The 20,059-nt window shown below is 73.1% G+C and carries 18 protein-coding genes, 1 pseudogene and 1 riboswitch; of the genes and pseudogenes, 1 reads left to right on the forward strand and 18 read right to left on the reverse strand.

The window, feature by feature from the left end; all coding sequences use genetic code 11:
* The first annotated feature begins 63 nt into the window (after positions 1 to 63).
* The gene (locus tag WMF11_RS01330; protein WP_437906595.1) at positions 64 to 504 is read left to right on the forward strand and encodes a hypothetical protein; all 441 of its coding nucleotides are present in this window, start codon (positions 64 to 66) and stop codon (positions 502 to 504) included.
* A 98-nt stretch (positions 505 to 602) separates the two neighbouring features.
* Here WMF11_RS01330 and cobJ read toward each other — a convergent pair.
* The 18 genes and pseudogenes from cobJ to WMF11_RS01420 form a co-directional block, all read right to left on the reverse strand.
* A pseudogene (gene cobJ, locus WMF11_RS01335) lies at positions 603 to 1,874 on the reverse strand (precorrin-3B C(17)-methyltransferase).
* On the reverse strand, positions 1,867 to 3,006 hold the full coding sequence (locus WMF11_RS01340; RefSeq protein ID WP_437976156.1) for a cobalt-precorrin 5A hydrolase: 1,140 nt from the start codon (positions 3,004 to 3,006) through the stop codon (positions 1,867 to 1,869). Before WMF11_RS01340 ends, cobJ begins: the two are co-directional and overlap by 8 nt.
* Positions 3,003 to 3,803 (reverse strand): precorrin-2 C(20)-methyltransferase, encoded by an 801-nt coding sequence (gene cobI, locus WMF11_RS01345; RefSeq protein WP_437906599.1) that lies wholly within the window; start codon positions 3,801 to 3,803, stop codon positions 3,003 to 3,005. The genes WMF11_RS01340 and cobI overlap by 4 nt, the downstream gene beginning before the upstream one ends.
* Complete coding sequence (cbiE, locus tag WMF11_RS01350; RefSeq protein ID WP_437976157.1) at positions 3,800 to 5,119, reverse strand: precorrin-6y C5,15-methyltransferase (decarboxylating) subunit CbiE; 1,320 nt, start codon at positions 5,117 to 5,119, stop codon at positions 3,800 to 3,802. Before cbiE ends, cobI begins: the two co-directional genes overlap by 4 nt.
* Positions 5,116 to 5,835 carry a precorrin-8X methylmutase gene (locus WMF11_RS01355; RefSeq protein WP_437976158.1) on the reverse strand — a complete coding sequence of 240 codons (720 nt, stop codon included), beginning with the start codon at positions 5,833 to 5,835 and terminating at the stop codon, positions 5,116 to 5,118. The genes cbiE and WMF11_RS01355 overlap by 4 nt, the downstream gene beginning before the upstream one ends.
* Positions 5,832 to 6,977: a cobalt-precorrin-5B (C(1))-methyltransferase gene (locus WMF11_RS01360; RefSeq protein WP_437976159.1), complete on the reverse strand. Its 1,146-nt coding sequence runs from the start codon at positions 6,975 to 6,977 to the stop codon at positions 5,832 to 5,834. The genes WMF11_RS01355 and WMF11_RS01360 overlap by 4 nt, the downstream gene beginning before the upstream one ends.
* 134 nt (positions 6,978 to 7,111) lie before the next feature.
* The gene (gene purL, locus WMF11_RS01365) at positions 7,112 to 11,041 is read right to left on the reverse strand and encodes a phosphoribosylformylglycinamidine synthase (RefSeq protein ID WP_437976160.1); all 3,930 of its coding nucleotides are present in this window, start codon (positions 11,039 to 11,041) and stop codon (positions 7,112 to 7,114) included.
* A 132-nt stretch (positions 11,042 to 11,173) separates the two neighbouring features.
* Positions 11,174 to 11,911 (reverse strand): FAD-dependent oxidoreductase, encoded by a 738-nt coding sequence (locus WMF11_RS01370; RefSeq protein WP_437976161.1) that lies wholly within the window; start codon positions 11,909 to 11,911, stop codon positions 11,174 to 11,176.
* Positions 11,912 to 11,991: 80 nt separating this feature from the next.
* Positions 11,992 to 12,366 (reverse strand): DUF3209 family protein, encoded by a 375-nt coding sequence (locus WMF11_RS01375; RefSeq protein ID WP_012232878.1) that lies wholly within the window; start codon positions 12,364 to 12,366, stop codon positions 11,992 to 11,994.
* Between the two features lie 133 nt (positions 12,367 to 12,499).
* Positions 12,500 to 13,306, reverse strand: coding sequence for a hypothetical protein (locus tag WMF11_RS01380; RefSeq protein ID WP_437976162.1), 807 nt, complete (start codon positions 13,304 to 13,306; stop codon positions 12,500 to 12,502).
* The gene (locus WMF11_RS01385; protein ID WP_437906611.1) at positions 13,303 to 14,070 is read right to left on the reverse strand and encodes a hypothetical protein; all 768 of its coding nucleotides are present in this window, start codon (positions 14,068 to 14,070) and stop codon (positions 13,303 to 13,305) included. The genes WMF11_RS01380 and WMF11_RS01385 overlap by 4 nt, the downstream gene beginning before the upstream one ends.
* On the reverse strand, positions 14,067 to 14,804 hold the full coding sequence (locus WMF11_RS01390; protein WP_437906613.1) for an ABC transporter ATP-binding protein: 738 nt from the start codon (positions 14,802 to 14,804) through the stop codon (positions 14,067 to 14,069). Before WMF11_RS01390 ends, WMF11_RS01385 begins: the two co-directional genes overlap by 4 nt.
* Positions 14,801 to 15,511, reverse strand: a complete 711-nt coding sequence (locus WMF11_RS01395; protein WP_437906615.1) for a TetR/AcrR family transcriptional regulator — start codon at positions 15,509 to 15,511, stop codon at positions 14,801 to 14,803. The genes WMF11_RS01390 and WMF11_RS01395 overlap by 4 nt, the downstream gene beginning before the upstream one ends.
* 147 nt (positions 15,512 to 15,658) lie before the next feature.
* Positions 15,659 to 16,846, reverse strand: a complete 1,188-nt coding sequence (locus WMF11_RS01400) for a CbiX/SirB N-terminal domain-containing protein (protein WP_437906617.1) — start codon at positions 16,844 to 16,846, stop codon at positions 15,659 to 15,661.
* Positions 16,822 to 17,643 carry an energy-coupling factor ABC transporter ATP-binding protein gene (locus tag WMF11_RS01405; protein WP_437976163.1) on the reverse strand — a complete coding sequence of 274 codons (822 nt, stop codon included), beginning with the start codon at positions 17,641 to 17,643 and terminating at the stop codon, positions 16,822 to 16,824. The genes WMF11_RS01400 and WMF11_RS01405 overlap by 25 nt, the downstream gene beginning before the upstream one ends.
* Positions 17,640 to 18,389 (reverse strand): CbiQ family ECF transporter T component, encoded by a 750-nt coding sequence (locus WMF11_RS01410; protein ID WP_437906621.1) that lies wholly within the window; start codon positions 18,387 to 18,389, stop codon positions 17,640 to 17,642. Before WMF11_RS01410 ends, WMF11_RS01405 begins: the two co-directional genes overlap by 4 nt.
* On the reverse strand, positions 18,379 to 18,720 hold the full coding sequence (locus tag WMF11_RS01415) for a hypothetical protein (protein ID WP_437906623.1): 342 nt from the start codon (positions 18,718 to 18,720) through the stop codon (positions 18,379 to 18,381). The genes WMF11_RS01410 and WMF11_RS01415 overlap by 11 nt, the downstream gene beginning before the upstream one ends.
* Positions 18,717 to 19,430, reverse strand: coding sequence for an energy-coupling factor ABC transporter permease (locus WMF11_RS01420; RefSeq protein ID WP_437911127.1), 714 nt, complete (start codon positions 19,428 to 19,430; stop codon positions 18,717 to 18,719). Before WMF11_RS01420 ends, WMF11_RS01415 begins: the two co-directional genes overlap by 4 nt.
* A 98-nt stretch (positions 19,431 to 19,528) precedes the next feature.
* Positions 19,529 to 19,737, reverse strand: a riboswitch (cobalamin riboswitch).
* Positions 19,738 to 20,059: the final 322 nt, after the last annotated feature.

Raw genomic sequence — 20,059 nt, forward strand, 5'->3', positions numbered from 1 at the left:
AGGGGGCCTCGACCCAAGGTCGCCGCTCAGGCAGCAACTCTCACCAACGAGCAGGAGTGAATCATGAGCAAGAGCAGGCAAATCCTCACGGTCGACCCGAGTGACGTCGTGATCAATTTCACGTATTCGCTCGGCCAGACCAACCTCGGCGTGAACAATGTGAACACCGTGAATATCTCGGTGACCAACAAAAGCGAATTCGCGCTGCAGAATGTCACCCTGAAGCAGGAGGACATCATCGTTTGGTGGTCGGGGAGCAAGGACCCGGTGACGTCCAGCTTTTCGATAGTGATCCCGGGAGGTAAGATGGTCTTCTCCTCCGCGGCCCCTTCCACGACGTCTCCAACGCAGGGCTTCTTCGTGACGCCCACGCAGCAGGCGCTCAACTATATCTCGGGCACAATCTCGTTCTCCATCAAGAGCGGGAATATCACATACGACGTGGTGGCCGACACGGGCGGTCAGAACACGTCGGACAACTGGACCGTCACCACGCGGAACTAGCGCGAGCTCGGTCCTGTACTGGGGATCGAGGCGCGTGGTGAGATCGCGCCCGGCGTCGGCCGCTCACAAGCTTCGCCGGCGTGCGCCAGGAGCCGAGATCAGAGGCAGCGCAGCACGTTGTCGCGCACGAGCTGCCAGATCGGCTCGGGGATCCCGCCCAGCCAGCGCGCGTCCCGCTCGACAGGCGCCTCGGCGTCGTCGAGCGGGTCGTCGTGGCTGTAGACGAGCCGCCACAGCCGCTCGCTCACCGAGCCATTCCGGTCGATCACGAAGCGATGGACGAGCTTCTTCGCGAGCTCCTCGCCCTCGACGTCGAGCAGCAGCACCGGCGGCGCCACCTCGATCTCGCCCGGGTCGCGCAGCGGCTTGAGCCGGACATAGGCCCCCTTCACGAGATCGACCTCGTCCGGCGGCTCGAACCCCGCCGCGCGGAAGTCGCACGGCGCCTTGGTGTTGCCGATGAGGTAATACGCCCCCTGGGTCTCGGCGAGGATCGCGCCGCCCAGCCTCCCTACGCGTGCCATCTAGACCTCCTCCGCAGTGCCGCTCTCGTCCGAGAGCACGAGCGAGCGCCCCGGCGTCTGGCCGGGGAGCGCGGCTCCATCCCATGTGTACTTGTTGGTATATCCGCGCGGGGTGACCATGTACCCCTCGAACATGAAGGTGTTGGTCGACCCGACGAGCACCGTGGTCAGCATCCCGATCTCGTACTCGAGGAAATGGTCGAGATCGGTGAGCACCGCGCTCTCCAGCTTGCGGTAGGCGCTCTTCACCAGCGCGACCGGCGTCGTGCCCGCGCGGTGCTGGCGGATGATCTCCTGCGCTCGCACGATCTGCCGCGTGCGCCGCCCGCTCGCCGGATTGTAAAGGCCGATGACGAAGTCGGCCCCGGCCGCGGCCTCGAGCCGCCGCTCGATCACAGGCCATGGGGTCAGGAGGTCGGAGAGCGAGATGGCGCAGAAGTCGTGGCCGAGCGGCGCGCCGACGAGCGACGCGCACGCGTTGAGCGCCGTCATGCCGGGCACGATGCGGAGCTCCGGCGACTCGCCGCGCTTCCAGCCGATCTCCTCCAGCACCTGGAAGACGAGCCCGGCCATGCCGTAAACGCCCGCGTCGCCCGACGAGATGATCGCCACGCGCGCGCCGTCCCGCGCCCGCTCCACCGCGGCGCGCGCCCGGCCGATCTCCTCGGTCATGCCGGTCTTGATGATCTCCTTGCCCTCGATCAGGTGCTTCACCAGCCGGATGTACGTCGTGTACCCGACGATGAGGTCCGAGGCCGCGATCGCCTCGAGGGCGGCGCGGGACGCGTGCTCCTCGGCGCCAGGGCCGATCCCGACGATCGACAGGACTCCTTTGCTGTCACCCATGGCTCTCCTCCACGTTGCGCTTCGAGAAGGGGACGCGCGCCACCGCGAGCGTCATGGACCGCCCCACGCCCTCCTCGGTGTACGCCCGCTTCGGCACGAGCAGCCTCGCGGCCCCCGCCGCCCGCAGCGCGGCCGGCTCGGCGACGCCCCGGGCGCCGACGTGCTTCTTCACCGTCTCCGACGGGTTCTCGATGCCCTCGGTCGCGTCGAGCTCCTCGGGCGTGAACGTGACGAGCGGCCACCCCCGCCGCGCCGACAGCGCGAGCAGCGCCTCCTCGTCGGCCTTCTTGTCGATCGTCGCCAGCGCCTTCACCGATCTCGCCGACAGCCCGTGCTCCTCGAGCAGCCGGTCGACGCCGCGCTCCACCATGTCGAGCGGCGCGCCGCGATCGCAGCCGACGCCGAGGACAAGGCTCTTCGGCCGGTAGACGACGGCGCGCTCGACGATCTCGGGGTGCGAGCGGGAGAGATCGCGGTCGCTCGCGACGAGCAGGATCTCCCACGCGCCGGGGTCCACGCCGTCGAGCGACGTCGCGTAACGCACGCCGGGCGGCAGCGGCGTCGCCTCGGGCCAGAACGAGGGCTCGCCGGTCTCCTGGACGAACAGCACCGGCGCGGCGTTCACGACGGCGGCGCAGCCGCGCGTCACGTTGCGGTCGGGATCGTCAAGGGTCCATCCGAGGTCCCGGCCGAGGATGTCGACCGTCAGCGTCCCGAGCGCGTCGGACGCCGTGGTCACCACCGGCTGCGCGCCGAGCAGCCCTGCCACCTTCTCGGTGAACGCGTTGCCCCGCCCGACGTGCCCGGAGAGCACGCAGATCGAGAAGCGCGCCGTGTCGTCGACGCACACGACCGCGGGATCGACCTTCTTGTTCTTGAGCAGCGGCGCGATCATGCGCACGACCGCGCCGACGCTGATCACGAAGACGTGGCAGTCGTAGGCCGTGAACGCCTCGTTCAAGAGCGGCCCCATCGGCAGCGGGAGCGGCTTCGCCCCCGCCGGCGCCCCGTCGAAGAGCTTCTGCGACACGTAGAGATCCGCGCCCGGGAGCCCCGGGGCGAGCTTCTTCGCGATCTCGATCCCGTGCCGGGTGATCGCGTAAATGGCGTAGGGCTTGCGCTCGGCGATCATGGGGCCTCCGGTTCGGTAGCAGCCTTGTCGAAGCCGCCCGGCGGCGAGGCCGGGGCCTCCCCGACGAGCAGCCCGCTCCGCTCCCCGCGCGTGACGACGACCATGGCGAAGCAGTCGCCCCGCTCGCCCTGCGCGGCCCGGAGGTCGCGGACGATCCGCTGCTCGGGCATCGTCGCCTTGGACACGAACACGGCCCGATCGAGGAGGCCAGCGCGCGTGAGCGCCTCGGTCACCTTCGGCATCTCCGAGCCGATCTTCATCAGGACCACGGTGTCGAAGCGCTGGAGCACGTCGGTCAGGTCGTCGACGCCGTACGTGGCGGGCAGGATGGCGATGCGCTCCTGCCCGTCGGCGAGCGCGAGCCCGCTCACGGCAGGGACCGCCGTGACCGAGGTGACGCCGGGGACGACCTCGACCTCGAGCCCGGGGAAGCGGCGCAGCGCCTCGCGGCGCACATAGACGAAGGTGCTGAAGAGCGACGGATCCCCCTCGGTGGCGAACGCCACGGTGAGGCCGCGCGAGAGCCGGTCGCCGATCTGCTCGACGGCCGCGTCCACGTAGGGGCGGACGCGATCCGGGTCCTTGCTCATGGGGAAGGTGAGGAGCAGCCGCTCCTTGTCCCGCTGCTTGCCGACGACGGGCTCGAGGATCCGGTAGGCCATCGAGGCGCCGAAATCCGAGCTGCGGGGGAGCGCGAGCACGTCGGCCTCCTGCAGCACGCGCACGGCGCGCAGCGTGAGCAGGTCCGGCGCGCCGGGGCCGACGCCCACGCCGTAGAGCTTGCCGAGGCCGCTCATGACGCCTCCGAGGTGGACCGCCGCGCGCCGCCGGCCGCAGGCTGGGTCGGCGCTGCGCCCTCCACGGCCTCCTCGGCGTTCGCCGGCTTGGTCGCGGCGAAGATGTGGATCGGGTTCAGCGCCTCGTACCGCACGTAGCGCGCGAGCGGGACGCCGCGCGAGACCGAGAGCAGCGTGACCTCGGGGTCGAGCCCCCGCGCCCGCAGCGCGCGGTACGTCTCGGCGACGTTCTCCATCGTGATGGCGTTGACCACGAGCCGGCCGCCCGGACGCAGCCGATCGAGCGCCACCGTGACGATCTCCTCCATGCTCCCCTTGCTCCCTCCGACGAACACCGCGTCCGGGTCCTCGAGCGCCGCGAGCGCCTCGGGCGCTCGGCCCGCGACGACGCGCACGTTGTCGACCCCGTGCGTGCGGACGTTGTCGCGGCAGATCTCGACGCCCTCCGGGTCGACCTCGATCGCATAGACCCGCCCGAGGGGGCAGAGCATCGCCGCCTCGATCGAGACCGACCCCGAGCCGGCGCCGACGTCCCAGACGACCGCGTCGGGGCGGATCGCCATCGACGCGATCGAGAGCATGCGCACCTCGCGCTTCGTGATCAGCCCGTTCTTCGGCATGCGCTTCGCGAACGCGTCCTCGTGCAGGTAGGGGACGGCCGGCGGCGGGCGCCACGCGGGGTCGCTCCGCAGGAGCAGGAGCACGTTCAGCGGGCCGATGTCCTCACAGGCGGCGAGCGCGGCGAGGTCGAACGCGCGCACGCGCTCGCCGGCGCCCGCGAGGCTCTCGCAGACCCACGCCTTCCAGCCGGCGTCGCCGTGCTCGAGGAGCCGCGCCGCGAGGCGGGCCGGGCTGTTCTCCCCGTCGGTCAGCACCGCGACCTTCGTGAGGCGGCGGAGGCGCGTCGCGAACCCCTCGGGGGCGCGCCCGTGGACCGAGACGAACGCGGCGTCGTCCCAGGCGATGCCGGTGCGCGCGAACGCCCACTGGACCGAGCTCAGGCTCGGGATGATCTCGACGTGCTCGCCGCCGAGCTTCCGGACGACGAGCGCGCCCACGCCGAAGAACAGCGGGTCGCCCGAGGCGAGGATGCACACGTTCTGCTCGGCGGACAGGGTGTCCACGCGCTCGAGCGCCGCGGACAGGCCGCCCTTCAGGGCGATCTTCTCGCCGCGGAACTGCGGGAAGAACTCGAGGTGCCGCTCGCCCCCGACGAGCACCTCGGCGCGGGCGACCGCGGACGCGGCGCGGCTCGACAGGCTGGCGCACCCGTCGTCGCCGATGCCGACGACGGTGACGGCGCGGCGCGCGCTCATCGCGCCACCTTGGCCGTTCCGGTCGAGCCGGCGGATCCTGTCGGCTCCGCCGAGTCCGCCGACAGGAGCAGCAGCGCGTGGACGATCGCGACGGCGATGGGGCTGCCGCCCTTGCGGCCGCGCGCCACGATGAAGGGGAGCCCGGACTCGAGGAGGGCCTCCTTGGACTCCGCCGCCGACACGAAGCCGACCGGCACGCCGATCACGAGCGCCGGCCGCGCCCCCTCCTCCCGGGCGAGGCGCACGACCTCGAGCAGCGCCGTCGGCGCGTTGCCGATCGCGACGATCGCGCCGTCGAGGAGCCCGAGCCGGTGCGCCTTGCGCATCGACTCGATCGCGCGGGTCGAGCCGGCCGCGGAGGCGGCCTGGATGACGTCGTCGTCCGAGATGAAGCAGTGGATCGCGCAGCCGTACGACGCGAGCCGCTGCTCGTTCAGGCCGACGCCGATCATCTTCACGTCGACGAGGACCGGCGCGCCGCCCCGGAGCGCCGCGATGCCCCGCGCGATCGCCTCGGGGTGGAGCCGCATGAGCGACGAGAACTCGAAGTCGGCGGTCGCGTGGATCACGCGGCGGACGACCTGCCACTCGGCCTCGGGGAAGCCGTGCGCGCCGGCCTCCTCGTCGATGATCGCGAAGCTCTTGTCCTCGATGCGCCGCCCGAGCGCGGTCATCTGCCGCATGTCGTTCACCGCGCGCGCCTCATCACCGCTCATGGCTCCTCCGCTCTCTCCGCTCTGTCCGCACCGATGGCACCGGCGTCGCCGGCCGGATACCGGCCGAGCAGCGCCCCGTTGAAATCGACGAGGCAGGCGTGCACCTCGAGGGCGCCGCCCGCGTGACGCGAGGTGTGCTCGACGACGCGCCGGCAGATCCCCCCGGGCACGCCGGTGAGCCCCTCGCGCTGGCACAGCTCGAGCACGTGCCGCGCGGTGTTCGCCTGCCGGATCTCGGCGGCGATCTCCGGCCGCGCGCCGAGCTCCTCGGCGATCTGCGCGAGCAGCTCCATGCTCACCTCCGAGCCGGCGGCGTGCGTCATCATCTTGCCGTCGGCCATCTTCGAGAGCTTGCCGATCATGCCGACGATGATCGCGCGGGCGATCCGCCGCCGCGCCGCGTGGCGGACCCCGGTGCCGATGAAGTCGCCCACCTGGATGAACGCCTCCTCCGGGAGCTCCGGGTAGAGCTTCATCGCGTACGCCTCGGATTTGCCGCCGGTCGTCAGCGCGAGCGTCGCGATGCCGCGCTCCGCGGCGACGTCGATCGCCTGCACGACGCTCGCGCGGAAGGCGGCGGTCGAGTACGGCTTCACGATCCCGCTCGTCCCGAGGATGGAGATGCCTCCGATGAGCCCGAGCCGCGCGTTGATGGTCTGCTTCGCCATCTCCTCGCCCTGGGGGACGCTGAGGGTCACCGTGGCCCCGGCGAAGCCCGAGCCCTCGAGCTCCTCGAGGACCATCTCGGTGATGTTCCGGCGGGGCACGGGGTTCACGGCCGGCGCGCCGACGGGCAGCCCGAGCCCCGGCTTGGTCACGACGGCGACCCCCGCGCCGCCGCGGATCTCGACGCCCGGCTCGCTGCGGAGCTCGACCTCGGCGACGAGCTCGGCGCCGTGCGTGCAGTCGGGATCGTCGCCGGCGTCCTTGATGACGCTGCACGTGGCGCGCGGCCCGTCGCGATCGCAGCGCCTCAGCGGGAAGGTGACCTTCTGCCCGTTTGGCAGGGTGGTCTCGATGGCGTCGACCGCCGCGCCGCGCGCGAGCACGCGCGCCGCCGCCTTGGCCGCGGCGGCCGCGCACGCGCCCGTCGTGAACCCCTCGCGCTGCCCTTTCGGGTCTCTCGGCCGGAGCTCTGCCATCGCAGGTGCCGGAACGACTACAACGATTTTCGCGCGGCGTTGTGGGAGAAGCTTTCGAGGCGCGCGCCGCCCTCGGGCGGCGTGACGATTTCCCGCCCTGCTGGTCGGTCGGGGCGAAACTCCAGGAGAGACGCTCAGCCCACGAACGCCCGCGCGCTCTCGAAGAGGCGCAGCCAGGGGCCGCGCTCCGACCACTCCGGGGGAGCCCAGCTGTGCTGCACGGCGCGGAAGACGCGCTCGGGGTGCGGCATGAGGATCGTCACACGGCCGTCGTCGGTGGTGAGGCCGGTGATGCCGTCGGGCGAGCCGTTGGGGTTGGCGGGGTAGCGCGTGGCGACCTGACCGCGGCCGTCCACCCAGCGGGCCGCCACACGCGCCGCGCTGCGATCGGCGTCGCTGGCGAAGTGGGCATAGCCCTCGCCGTGGGCCACGGCCACGGGCAGCCGCGCGCCCACCAGGCCGCGCAGCAGCACCGAGGGGCTCTCCAGGATCTCGACCTGGGCGAGACGGGCCTCGAACTGCTCGGAACGGTTCTTGACGAAGCGCGGCCAGCGCTGGGCGCCGGGGATGATGTCCTTGAGGCCGGCCATCATCTGGCAGCCGTTGCAGATGCCGAGGGCGAAGGTGTTCGGTCGCCTGAAGAAGGCCGACAGCGCCTCGCGCGTCTCGCTGTGAAAGAGCGCCGAGCGGGCCCAACCCATGCCGGCGCCGAGCACGTCGCCGTAGGAAAAACCGCCGCAGGCGGCCAGGCCGCGGAAGCCCTCGAGCGACACGGCGCCGCTCATCAGATCGCTCATGTGCACGTCGTGGGCGGCGAAGCCGGCGCGGTGGAAGGCGGCGGCCATCTCGATCTGACCGTTGACGCCCTGCTCGCGCAGAATGGCCACCTTGGGCCGTTCGCTGGCGGCCTCGATCAGCGGGCGAGCCAGCGATCGTTCGACGTCGAAGGGCAGATGCGGCGAGATGCCCGGATCCCCGGCGTCGAGCAGCGCGTCGAACTCCTCGCGGGCCTTCTCGGGGTTGTCGCGCAGCGCTCGCATGCGGTAGCTGGTCTCGGACCAGGCGCGGCGCAAGTCCACGCGCGGCTCGTCGAGCACGGCCTGGCCGCCCGCGGTCACCACCAGTCGATCGTCGCTGCGGAGCTTGCCGACGACGTGCGCCGCTCCCTCGAGACCGGCGCGGGCGAAGGCCGAGATGACCTCGGGCGCGTCCTGGGCGCGCACCTGCAGGAGCGCGCCCAGCTCTTCCGAGAACAAGGCTGCAGCCTGAGCGGCCGGAAGCGAGATGTCCGCCGCCAGCGCGTCGAGCGACAGCTCCGCGCCGACGCGGCCGGCGAAGCTCATCTCGGCCCAGGTGACGAACAGGCCGCCGTCCGAACGATCGTGGTAGGCGAGCACCAGCCCCCGCTGCCGCAGGCCCTGCACGGTCTCGAAGAAGGCGCGCAGATCGGCCGGCGAGTCGACGTCCGGCACGCTGTCGCCCACTTGCTCGCTGACGGTGGCGAACGCCGAGAGGCCCAGGCGATTCTTGCCGCGCCCCAGGTCGACGGCCACGAGCACGGTGTCCCCGGCGTCGGTGCGGAGCTGGGGCGTGAGCGCGCCGCGCACGTCCGGCACACGGGCGAAGGCCGAGACGATGAGCGAGATGGGAGAGACGACGCTCTTCTCGCCGCCGTCCCAGACCGTGCGCATCGACATGCTGTCCTTGCCGACGGGGATGGCGAGACCGAGCGCCGGGCACAGCTCGAGGCCCACCGCCTTCACGGCTTCATAGAGCCTGGCGTCCTCACCGGGGGCGCCGGCCGCTGCCATCCAGTTCGCCGACAATTTCACGCGCTCGAGGCTCTCGATCGGAGCCGACGCCAGGTTGGTGAGCGCCTCGCCCACGGCCATGCGCGCCGAGGCCGCGGCGTCGAGCACGGCGAGCGGGGCGCGCTCGCCCATGGCCATGGCCTCGCCGCCGTAACCCGTGTAGTCGGTCAGCGTCACCGCTGCGTCGGCCACGGCCACCTGCCAGGGCCCGACCATCTGATCGCGGTGCACGAGGCCGGTAATGGTGCGGTCGCCGATGGTGATGAGGAAGGACTTGTCGGCGACCGTGGGCAGCCGCAGCAGGCGATAGACCGCCTCGCGCAGCGGCAGCTTGGCGGCGTCGAGCGCCTGCCTGGGGGAGGGCAGGCGGCGGACGTCGCGCGTCATCTTGGGCGGCTTGCCGAGCAAGACCGACAGCGGCATGTCGATCGGCTGGTCGTGGAGCTCGGCGTCGTCGAGCACCAGATCGTTCTGCGCCGTCGAGTGACCGACCACGGCGTAGGGGCAGCGCTCGCGCCGGCAGATCTCCTCGAAGATCGTAAGGCGCGAGGCGTCCAGAGCCAGCACGTAGCGCTCCTGCGCCTCGTTGCACCAGATCTCGAGCGGCGACATGCCGGGCTCGACCGAGGGCACCCGGCGCAGCTCGAAGCGCCCTCCCACGCCCGCGTCGTGCACCAGCTCGGGCAAGGCGTTCGACAGGCCGCCCGCGCCCACGTCGTGGATGCTGAGGATGGGCGAACCGGCGCCCAGGGCGTTGCAGCGATCGATGACCTCCTGGCAGCGCCGCTGCATCTCCGGGTTGTCCCGCTGCACCGAGGCGAAATCCAGATCGGCGGACGACGAGCCCGAGGCCATCGACGACGCCGCGCCGCCGCCCAGGCCGATCAACATGGCCGGCCCGCCGAGCACGACGATGGGCGCCCCGGCCGGGAAGGTCTTCTTCAGCGCCAGCTCGGGCCGCACATTGCCGAGCCCGCCCGCCAGCATGATGGGCTTGTGATAGCCGCGCACGCTGGAGGCCGAGCTGCCGTCGCCCGGCACCTTCTGCTCGAAGGTCCGGAAGTAGCCGGCCAGGGCAGGACGCCCGAACTCGTTGTTGAAGGCGGCGCCGCCGAGCGGCCCGTCGATCATGATGTCGAGCGCCGAGACGATGCGATCGGGCTTGCCGATCGGCTCGGCTTCCCACGGCTGCTCGAAGCCGGGAATGCGCAGGTTCGACACCGAAAAACCGGTGAGCCCGGCCTTGGGCTTCGCGCCTCGCCCCGTGGCGCCCTCGTCACGGATCTCGCCGCCGCTGCCCGTCGAAGCGCCGGGATGCGGCGAGATGGCCGTGGGATGGTTGTGGGTCTCCACCTTCATCAGCACGTGCGCCGGCTCACGCCGCGTCTCGTACAGCGCGCCGGCCCCCGGCTGTGGAAAGAAGCGCTCGGCGTCGAGCCCCTCCATGACCGCCGCGTTGTCGCTGTACGCCGACAGGACATGGTGCGGCGTCACCGCGAAGGTGTTCTGGATCATCTTGAACAGCGAGAGCCCCTGCGCCTCGCCGTCGATCACCCAGTCGGCCTTGAAGATCTTGTGCCGGCAGTGCTCGCTGTTGGCCTGCGCGAACATCATCAGCTCGACGTCGCTCGGATCTCGCCTCAGCTCCGTGAACGCGGCCAGCAGGTAGTCGATCTCGTCCTCGGCCAGGGCCAAGCCGAGCTCCTTGTTGGCGCGCGTCAGCGAGAGCCGCCCCTCGCGCGACAGCGGCACGCGGGCGAGGGGCCGCGGCTTTTCCTCGCGAAAGAGCGCCTGCCCGGCCGCCAGATCGAAGGCCACCGACTCGGTCATCCGATCGTGCAGCGCCCCCGCCGCGCGCGTCAGCTCCTCGCCGGTCAGCGGCCGCGACGCCCGCACGTGGTAGGCGATGCCCCGCTCGATCCGCTGCACCGCCGCGAGCCCCGCCACCCAGGCGATGTCGGTCGCCTTCGAGCTCCAGGGCGAGAGCGTGCCGAAGCGCGGCACCACCAGCACGAGCTGACCTTCGTCCTCGCCCGTCCCGCCCCCGCCGTGCGCCAGCGCGTCGTCGTCCAGGAGACGCGACAGCACGTGCTCGCCGCGCTCGTCGAGCGAGGCCCGCGAGTGCACGAAGTAGATCCAGCGGCTCCCCAGCCCGACCACCTCGGGCACCCGCTGCTTCAGCTCGGTCAGGCGCTTGTCGGTACGAAACGGAGAGAGAGCGCGCGCGCCGCGGACGTGTCGGAAAGCAGCCATGGCGGGCTTTTGGCCCATGGGGGCGGCCGATTCAACCGAAACGGGCAGCCACGGGCGCCGGCGGTTCTGCCACCGAGGGCTATCCCTCCGACCCCTCGGCCGGAGGGATAGCCCTCGCAAGATCCCGAACGATCACAAAGACTTCTTCGCAGGGTTGTTGAAGAAGCTCTCCAGGAGCACGCTCCCCTCCGGCGCGCCGAGCGAGACCAGGTGGTCGCGGAGCGGGTAGAGGATCGCGCCGTCGCCCGCGCACAGCGCGGCGTCGTAGGGCCCTCCCGCGAGCTCCCGCTCCACGAGGGCGCACGCGCGCGCCGGCCGCTCGGGGTGGCCGATCGGGGGGAGATCGCGGGCGACCGCGAGGCGGACGGCGGCGGGGAGGCGCTCGCGGACGAACGGCTCGGAGGCGAAGGTCTCGCCCGGCTCGACGAGCCAGAGCAGGTCGAGCTGCGCCGCGCCGGCGGCGGCCGCGCTCCGGGCGATCCCGAGGGCGGCGGTGATGCCGGTGTCGGTGGCGATCACGAGCGCACGGCCGGAGAAGCCCGGCGCGAGCCGCAGCTTGCCCCAGGGTCCGCTGAACTCGAGCTCGGCGCCGACGGCGATGTCGTTGAGCACGTTCGAGCCCGGCCCGGCCCCGACGCGCTTCACCGCGATCTCGACCGCGCGCTGCTCGGCGTCGCTGGAGAGCATCGAGTAGGCGCGCTTGGCGAGCCTGCCGCCGGGCAGGGTGACGCCGGTGTTGATGATCACGTACTGCCCGCCGGCGAAGCCGATCTCCGCGCCGTCGACGCGCTCGAGCCGGAGCAGCCGGGCGGCGTCGCCGAGCGGCGTTGCGTGGGCGATCCTGATCTTCGGGTTGCCTTGTGTTGCCATGACGTCACTCCTGCGTTCGCGCGGTCGCGATCACGCGCCTCATGGGCGCTCCGGTGAGCGGGGCGTGAGCGGCGCGCGCTTCACTCGGCCGGGTAGATCTCGTGCACGAAGTCGTGCATCTCCTCGAGCTCCCGGTAGAGCCGGCCGAGCCCGTCGACCTGGGCGCGCAGATCGAGCTCGACCTGCTTCGTGAGGATGAGGAGCGAGCGCAGGTAAGGCAGCTTCGGGTCGCCGGCGGGGGTCTTCGCGACCTTCTCCTGGAGCTCCACGAGCGACCCCTCGAAGAGGCGCGAGAGGTTCTTCAGGTCCCCTGCGCGCAGCATCGCCGAGACCGGCCCGGGCTCGGCGGCCGCGGCGCCGAGCTCGGCGAGCTCGTGCGTGCGCTCGGCGGGGTCGTCGATGCCCAGGATGTTCATGAGCCCAAGGCGGAGCGCGGCGATCTCGTGACAGGCCATATCGGTTCCCTTCTGTCGGGCCCTCGTACCAGCTAGGAGAGAGGGCGGAAAGACGAAGGCGGGGAGAAGAGACGCGCGCGCCGCCGCGTGAGAGCGAGCGGGGCGCGCCCGACCCCCGCGGCGCGCGCCGGGCTCAGAGCGCGTCGGTGCGCTCGAGGAGCACGCCCGAGGCGGCGATGGAGATGGCGGCGAGCGGGATGGCGATCGCCAGCGCGACCGGGCCGAGCCAGGCCGAGGTCGCGTCGCTCCAGAGCAGCGACGCGAGCACCGTCGCCTCCCTGAGCCCCTCGTGCGCCTCGAACGCGTCGGGCCGGTAGATGAACGCCGCCGTGGGCATCAGCGGCGCGATCCAGGCGCCCGACGCGACCAGGAGCGCGAGGAAGCCGTCCCGCATCCGCGCCAGGAGCGGCAGGAGCGCCGAGAGCAGCGCGATCGAGAGCGCGACGAGGAAGAGGCCGGCGCCGAGCGCGCCCGCCGCGCTGATCATGTCGCTCGCGCCGATGTGCGGCGCTACGGCGAGCGCCGTAGAGGCCGCGACCACCACGCCCGCCCCGGCCCCGGCGAGCAGCGAGGGCGCCGTGCGCGCGGCGAGGAAGACGCGGGCGCGGACCGGCTTGGCGAGCAGGAGCTCGAGGCGACGCTCCTCTCGCGCCGTGACCGTCGCGTCGACGAGGCCCGCCAGGGCGACGAAGTACGCGACGAAGTAGGCGGCGAGGAGATCGTTGATGAGGAGCACGGCGGCCATCCCCTCGATCGCGAAGGCCTGCTCGAGGAAGCGGATGACCTGCGCCGGCAGGCGCACGATCAGCGCGTGGCTGCCGAGCACCACGAGCACGCCGGCGGCCGCCGCGACGAGCGAGGTGCGGCGCGGGGCGCGGCGCGCCTCGAGCGCGATGTAGCCGCGGAGCGAGCCCGCGGCGGGGGCGGTCGCCCGGGTCATGCTTCCATCCTCCGGACGCCCGCGGCGCCGATCGCGATGGTGAGGGCGGTGAGCGCGGCGAGCGCGAGCATCGGGGGGCCGAGCACGGCGGGGCCGAGGTGGTCGAGGCTCCCGAGGCCGAGCGCGCCGAGGGCGATCGGGTTCGCGAGGGAGAGGCTCCGCCAGGCGGGCTGATAGAAGCCGATGAGCGAGAGGCCCACGAGGCCCCCGAGCGTGGCGAACCCGATCAGCGCCGAGGCGCCGCGGTGCCTCACCCACGCGGCGATCGCGGCGCAGAGCGCGGTCGCGAAGAGCGCCGCGAAGGCGTGGAGCGACATCGCGCCGAGGAAGGGGCCGGGGCGGAAGCCGGGGACGCGCGCCGTGAAGTAGGCGGCGCCGGCGAGCTGGGTCGCGACGTGCAGGGTCACCATCACCGCGCACGCGCTGAGCGCGCGGAGCACGAAGTAGCGGGGGATCGAGAGCGGCTTGCTGGCCAGGAGCGGCAGCACGCCGGTGTCGCGCTCGCGGAGCACGACGCCGCTGGCGAGCACCACGGGGATGAACGCGATCACCTTGTTCATCGTCAGGTCGATCCACACGTACATGAAGACCTGGAACGGCGCGGCGTCGCCGAACCACGCGGCGATCGCGGCGCGCACGTGATCGGGCGGGCGCGCGAGCACGACGGGGATCGCGACCAGCGCGTAGACGAGCATCGCGACGCAGAGCCAGGTCTTCCGCTCGCGGAGCGTCGTGAGGTAGTCGAGCCAGAGGAGGCGGATCACGAGGCCTCCCTGCGCACGAGCGCGAGGTAGAGATCGTCCATGGTGCGCGCCCCGTGCGCGTCCTTGAGGCGCTCGACCTCGTCGCAGGCGACGAGGCGCGAGCGGTGCATCACCGCGACGCGGCGGCAGAGGGCCTCGACGTCGGAGAGGATGTGCGACGAGAACACGATGGTGACGCCGCGCTCGCGCGCGAGCGCGCGGAGCACCTCGAGCAGCTCGTGGCGGCCGAGGGGATCGAGCCCAGAGGTCGGCTCGTCGAGCAGGAGCACCGCGGGCTCGTTGATCAGCGCCTGGGCGATGCCGACCTTCTGGGCCATGCCGGTGGAGAAGCCGCGCAGGGGGCGGTCCGCCTCGCGCTCGAGCCCGAAGCGGCGCAGGAGGGCGCCGGCCCGCGCGGCCGCGACGTCGCCGGGCAGCGCGAACATCGCGGCGATGTAGTGGAGGAAGCCGCGCGCCGTCATGTCGGGGGGCAGCGAGTACGACGCGGGCAGGTAACCCGCGTTCCGCCGGACCTCGAGCGTCTCGTGGACGACGTCGCGCCCGAGCACGCGCGCGGTGCCCGCGGTGGGCCGGGTCAGGCCGAGGAGCATGCGCAGCGTCGTGGTCTTGCCGGCGCCGTTGTGCCCCATGAAGCCGAAGATCTCGCCGGCCGCGACGCTGAAGCTCACGCCCTCGACGGCCGTGACCTTCGCGAAGCGCTTGCCGAGCGCGTTCACCTCGATCGCCTGGTTCATCGCTTGCTCCTTGCGCGCGACGCGGTCGCGCGCTGCTCCGTGGGGATCGCCGTCGTGGAGGTCGTCTCCGTGGGGGGCGCTGCAGGACGCGCGGCCAGGCCGGCGCGAAAGATGTCGGCGATCGCGTCGAGCGTGCGCTCACCGGCGAAGGCGCAGAACGACGTGATCAGCCCGAGGTGCTGGGGCGCGAAGCGCAGCACGCCGAGGACGAAGGGGATCGCGTCGCGATCGACGTCGGGCCGGATCTCCCCGCGCGCGATGCCCTCGTCGACCCAGCCGTTGATCTGGGCGATCTGCGCCTTCGCGGCGGCGGCGCTCGCGGCGTCGTCGAGCGGGCGGAGCGCGCGGAGGTCGGGATCCTCGCGGAGGAGCTTGCCGAAGAGCGGCTCGGCCGCCTGCTGTCGGTAAGCGAAGCGGAGGGTCGCGACGAGGCGATCGAGCGGGGATTCCAGGCCGAGCACCTCGGCGGCGAAGCGCGCGCGGATCGTGGCGAACGCTTGCTCCACCACCTCGCGCAGGAGGGACTCCTTGTCGGCGAACTCGAGGTAGAGGGCGCCCTTTGCGCAGCCGGCCTCGGCGGCGACGGCGTCGAGGTTGGTGCCCTTGAAGCCGCGCTCGACGAAGTGGCGCTTCGCGGCGTCGAGGATCCTGGTGCGCCGCGCAGGGTCGCGGGGTCTGTCGGGGCGGCGGACGGGCACAGAACTCATATGACTGAATTGGGCATATGAGTCAACTCGGGCGGCTCTGGCGCGGGACGTGGGCAGGGGACCACGACGGCCGAGGTGGCGCGCGGGCTGCGGGGGAGGCTCCGCGCGTCGGCGATCCACGCTCGAGGCGGCGCCCGGCGCCGCGCCTCACTGCATGATGTCGTCGACGAGCCGGGCCACCAGCCGGTCGCCGAGCAGGTGCTCCTCGACGAGGTCCTTCGCGTCCTCCTCGCGGACGCCGCGGTACCAGACCCCGTCGGGGTAGACGGCGACCGTCGGCCCCTCGCCGCAGCGCCCCATGCACGACGTCCTCGTCACGCGGATCTGCTGCTGCTGGCCGGCCTGCTTCACGAGCCGGCGCACCGACTCGAGGAGCGCCAGGCTGCCGCGGTCCACGCAGTCGGCGTTGCCGCAGACGAGCACGTGCTTGCGCAGCGAGCGGTGGGCGTGCGGGTGGTTCGACGCCTGCGTGTGCGTGAGCGTGTGGCGCACGCTGTAGAGCATCGCCTTGAGCCCGCCGACCTCCCGGGCGAGCCCCGGCAGCGCGGTGCGGTACATGCACGTGTCGCAGGGGAGCGGCGCCTCGCCGGCGAGCGCCTGGCGCGCGCGCTCGTCGATCAGGCCCGCGAGCGCGCTCGACCGGCCGAGGTGCGGCGCGAGCGACGCCCGGATCCACGGGTACGTCGATGAAAAGCGTTCGACCTGCTCGGCGAGCTTCGTCATGAGCCGCCCGGCGAAGAGGAAGTAGGGGACCACCACGACGCGCTCCGGCCGGTGCCGCGCGACCCGCTCCAGCGTCTCTTCGACCGAGGGCCGGGTGACGCCGATGAAGGTCGGCTCGACGAGCTGGAGCCCGCGGCCTTCGCCGATGAGGCGCGCCGTCTTGCAGAAATCGCCGTTCGCGTCGGGGTCGCTCGACCCGCGCCCCACGACGACGAGCGCCGACCGGGCCCGCGCCGCCGGGTCGGCCGGCAGCGCGGTCGCGGCGCGCTCGAACGCGAGCTCGGCGAGCGCCGGGTGCACGCCGAGCGGCCGCGCCGCCGAGAAGCGCACCCCCGGGTGCGCGGCCCGCGCCCGCTCGAGCGCGAGCGGGATGTCGTTCTTCACGTGCCCCGCCGCGAACAGGAAGAGCGGCACGACCGCCACGCGGGACGCCCGCGCCGCGAGCGCCGCGAGCGCGTCGGCGAGGTGAGGCGTCGCGAGCTCGATGTAGCCGTGCTGCACGGCGATCTCGGGCCGCGCCGCGGCGTAATCGGCCACGATCGCCTCGAACTCGGCGTTCGACGCGGCGTCGCGGCTGCCGTGGCCGATCAGCAGGAGACCGTCGTCATGCACGCGAGCGCCTCCTCCAGGGTGAGCGGGAGGCCCGCGCCGCCCCGCGGCGGCAGAGGGCTCATCCGGGTCCAGAGCTCGGCGACCCACGGCCGCCGCATCCGCGCCCGCGCGAGGAGCTCCCCCCGCGCGAACACCTCCCGCGGCGGCCCGTCCGCGAGGACCTGGCCGTCGCCCAGCAAGACAGCGCGCGAGGCGAAGAGCGGCACGAGATCCACCGCGTGGGTCGCGGTGACCAGCGTGGTCCCCTGCTGCTCGGAGAGCGCGCGCAGCGTCTGGCACAGGGCGAGCTCGCCTTCCGGGTCGAGCCCCGCGGTCGGCTCGTCGAGCAGCAGCACCCGCGGCCGCATCGCCAGCATCCCGGCGATGCACGCGCGCTTGCGCTCGCCGAAGCTCAGCGCCTCGATGGCCCGGTCGGCGAGGTGGGCGATCTGCACGGCGGCGAGCGCCGCCTCGGCGCGGCGGCGCGCCTCGGGCGCGGGCAGGCCGAGGTTTCGCGGGCCGAACAGGACGTCGTCGAGGAGCGTCGCGCCGAGCAGCTGGTCGTCCGGGTCCTGGAGCACGAGCGCGGCGCCCGCGGCGACGGCGTCCGAGGGCGAGCCCACGCGGCGGCCCGCGATCTCGACGCCGCCGCCGGGCGCCGGGAGCAGCCCGACGAGCGTCCGGAGCAGCGCTGTCTTGCCGGCGCCGTTGCCGCCGAGCACCGCCACGGACTCGCCCTCGCCGACGTCGAGGCGCACGTCGCGCAGCACGGGCTCGCCGCGCCGGTAGCCGAGCCGGGGGGCGCGCAGCGCGATCATCCGGCCTCTCCCGCGGCGACGCTGAGCCCGAGGGCCGCGAGGGCGGCGGCGGCGAACGCGACGTTCGCGGCGGGCGCGCTCGTCCTCCGGTCGGCGACGGGGAGCTTCCCCTGGTAGCCGCGGAGCTGCATCGCGAGCGCGGCGCTCTCGGAGCGCTCGAGCGTCCGGAGCGCCACGACGCCCGCGACGGCGCCGGCCGAGCGCGCGGCGGCCCCGGGGCGGGTGAACCCGCCGCGGAGCGCGGCGGCGCTCCACGCGCTGTCGGCCGCGCGCTGGAGCACGCCGGCGAAGCGCCGCGTCAGCGCGAGCAGCTCGACGAGGGCCGCGGGGACGCCGAGCCCGGCGAGCGCCGCCTCGATCTCGGCGGGCGCTGCGGCGCCGGCGAGCCACCGGAGCACGGCGGCCGCCGCGAGGACGCGCGCGCCGATGGCCGCGGCGCGGCGGGCCCCCTCGGCCGTGATCGCGTCGACGGGGAACGGCGCGCCGGGGAGGAGCGGCGCTCCCGGCGTGAGCGCGAGCGCGAGCGCCGCCGCGACCGCTCCGATCCACGCGGCGGGCGCGGCGGCGCGGAGGACGGCGCGCGCCGGCGTGCCCTGGAGGCGGAGGGCCGCGCACGCGAGGAGGAGCAGCGCGGCCGGCGTGACGGGCGAGCGCGCGCCCGCGGCGACGCAGCACGCCGCCACGGCGGCCCCGAGGCGGAGCCGGGCGTCCACGTCGCGGAGCCGCGGAGGCGGGTCAGTCCGCACGGAGGCCTTGGCCGCCGGCCTTGACCGCGGGCGCGCCCGCGCGCTCGACGAAGAGCACGCGCGAGAAATAGCCGAGGGCGAAGCCGGCGAGGAGCCCGGCCCAGAGGAACGCGAAGAGCAGGAGGTCGCCCTCGAGGCCCGCGAACAGCGGCCCCGTGTCGTGGCGCCCTGCGTCCTCGGCGACGCGGCGCACCACGGCCTCGTCGACGCCGTCCCAGGACGCATTGCCGCAGGCGGCGAGCCAGAGGGAAGCGGCGAGCCGGAGCGCTGCCGCGCACGCGCGCCGCGCGAGCGGCGCTGGCAGCGGGCGCTGTCCGAGCCGCCGCGTCACGACGCCCCCGGGGCGAGCCGGACGACCTGGAGCCGGTCCAGGATGTCGGGCCGCCGGGCGCGCAGGAAGGCGAGCGCCCCCGCGGTCATGACGCCCTCGAGCAGGCCGAGCGGCAGCTGGGTGGGGACGAAGGCCAGGGCGACGCCCGTGAACATGGACGTCACCGACCCCTCGCCCGAGAGCCCGAGCGCGAGCGCGAGCGCCGTGGTGGCGTAGGTTGCCCAGTCCGACGTCACGCCCGCCAGGAACCCCGCGACCCAGAGGTTCGCGCCGCAGCGCCGCGCGAGGTGGAAGGCGAAATATCCGGTGAAGGCGCCCGCGATGCCCATCGACGCGACGTCGGCGCCGAGCGTGGTGAGGCCGCCGTGCGCGAGGAAGAGGGCCTGGATAAGGAGCGCCACCACGGTGACGAGGACGGTCATCCAGGGGCCGATGAGCACCGCCGCGAGCCCTGTGCCGCACGGGTGGGAGCAGGTCCCGGCGGTCGGCACCGGCACGGGCATGCACGAGATCGCGAAGACGGCGGCCGCGATGAGGCCGACGAACGGCTTGTAGAAGGCGTCCTGCTCGGTGCGGCGCCGGAGAAGGTGGAGGGCGATCGCGACGAAGGGCAGGGCGAGCGCGTTCCAGAAGGCGCACCAGCCGAGCGGCAGGACGCCTTCCGCGAGGTGCATCGCGGCCGCGGGCCGGGGCGCGAGGAGCGTCCCCAGGGACACGGCAGCGATCGACAATGCGCGGCCGTGAAGACCGATTTCGGCGCTCCGGGTGAAGTCCGCACCCGAACGCCACGAAGACGTGCGCAAGCTGCACCTCGTGGGAGGCTCGGGTAGGTCTCCCGGCTCATGGGTTCAGGGAGCTGATCGAGCTCCCAGCGCTGCGTCCACCTTCCCAGGCCTCTTCCTAATGAGGCCCAGTGGTCTTCGGAGGCAGCTCCCCACTCACGGTGGCGGGACCGCGCCGGTTTTGCACCGGCTTCCCTGTTATGCCCCGGAGGGCACCCGAGGAATGGATTGTCAGGCCGGTGCTCGGTAATCCCGTTTCGTGCCCGGCGTCAAGGACGTCGCGCCCCGATCGCGGAGGAGGCGCTCAGCGGGCGCTGCATCTGGCATGGCGTGTCGGACGAGCTCCCCGTCGAGCGCGGGCCAGCTCCGCCTCGCGCGCGGTGCCCCGCGCGTCGGCCCACGTATCCAGGCGGCGCGATCACGCGAGCCGGGCGCGTACCGGGGTGCGGACCCCGGGCGCGCGGACCGGGCGAACCCGGGTGCGTCGACCGGGGTCGAGCTTCCGCCTTGCGCGCTCCGGCCCGCCGCGAGCGCCCTCGTCCGCGGCGTTGGTGCGG

Origin of the sequence: Sorangium sp. So ce295 (assembly GCF_051527405.1) — a bacterium.
Classification (GTDB): Bacteria; Myxococcota_A; Polyangia; order Polyangiales; family Polyangiaceae; genus Sorangium; species Sorangium cellulosum_B.

Coding starts and splice junctions, on each gene's coding strand:
- WMF11_RS01330 (WP_437906595.1), top strand. CDS start 64: ATGAGCAAGAGCAGGCAAATCCTCACGGTCGACCCGAGTGACGTCGTG.
- WMF11_RS01340 (WP_437976156.1), bottom strand. CDS start 3,006: ATGATCGCCGAGCGCAAGCCCTACGCCATTTACGCGATCACCCGGCAC.
- WMF11_RS01360 (WP_437976159.1), bottom strand. CDS start 6,977: ATGGCAGAGCTCCGGCCGAGAGACCCGAAAGGGCAGCGCGAGGGGTTC.
- cbiE (WP_437976157.1), bottom strand. CDS start 5,119: ATGAGCGCGCGCCGCGCCGTCACCGTCGTCGGCATCGGCGACGACGGG.
- WMF11_RS01390 (WP_437906613.1), bottom strand. CDS start 14,804: ATGAACCAGGCGATCGAGGTGAACGCGCTCGGCAAGCGCTTCGCGAAG.
- cobI (WP_437906599.1), bottom strand. CDS start 3,803: ATGAGCGGCCTCGGCAAGCTCTACGGCGTGGGCGTCGGCCCCGGCGCG.
- WMF11_RS01380 (WP_437976162.1), bottom strand. CDS start 13,306: ATGACCCGGGCGACCGCCCCCGCCGCGGGCTCGCTCCGCGGCTACATC.
- WMF11_RS01375 (WP_012232878.1), bottom strand. CDS start 12,366: ATGGCCTGTCACGAGATCGCCGCGCTCCGCCTTGGGCTCATGAACATC.
- WMF11_RS01405 (WP_437976163.1), bottom strand. CDS start 17,643: ATGATCGCGCTGCGCGCCCCCCGGCTCGGCTACCGGCGCGGCGAGCCC.
- WMF11_RS01370 (WP_437976161.1), bottom strand. CDS start 11,911: ATGGCAACACAAGGCAACCCGAAGATCAGGATCGCCCACGCAACGCCG.
- purL (WP_437976160.1), bottom strand. CDS start 11,041: ATGGCTGCTTTCCGACACGTCCGCGGCGCGCGCGCTCTCTCTCCGTTT.
- WMF11_RS01355 (WP_437976158.1), bottom strand. CDS start 5,835: ATGAGCGGTGATGAGGCGCGCGCGGTGAACGACATGCGGCAGATGACC.
- WMF11_RS01395 (WP_437906615.1), bottom strand. CDS start 15,511: ATGAGTTCTGTGCCCGTCCGCCGCCCCGACAGACCCCGCGACCCTGCG.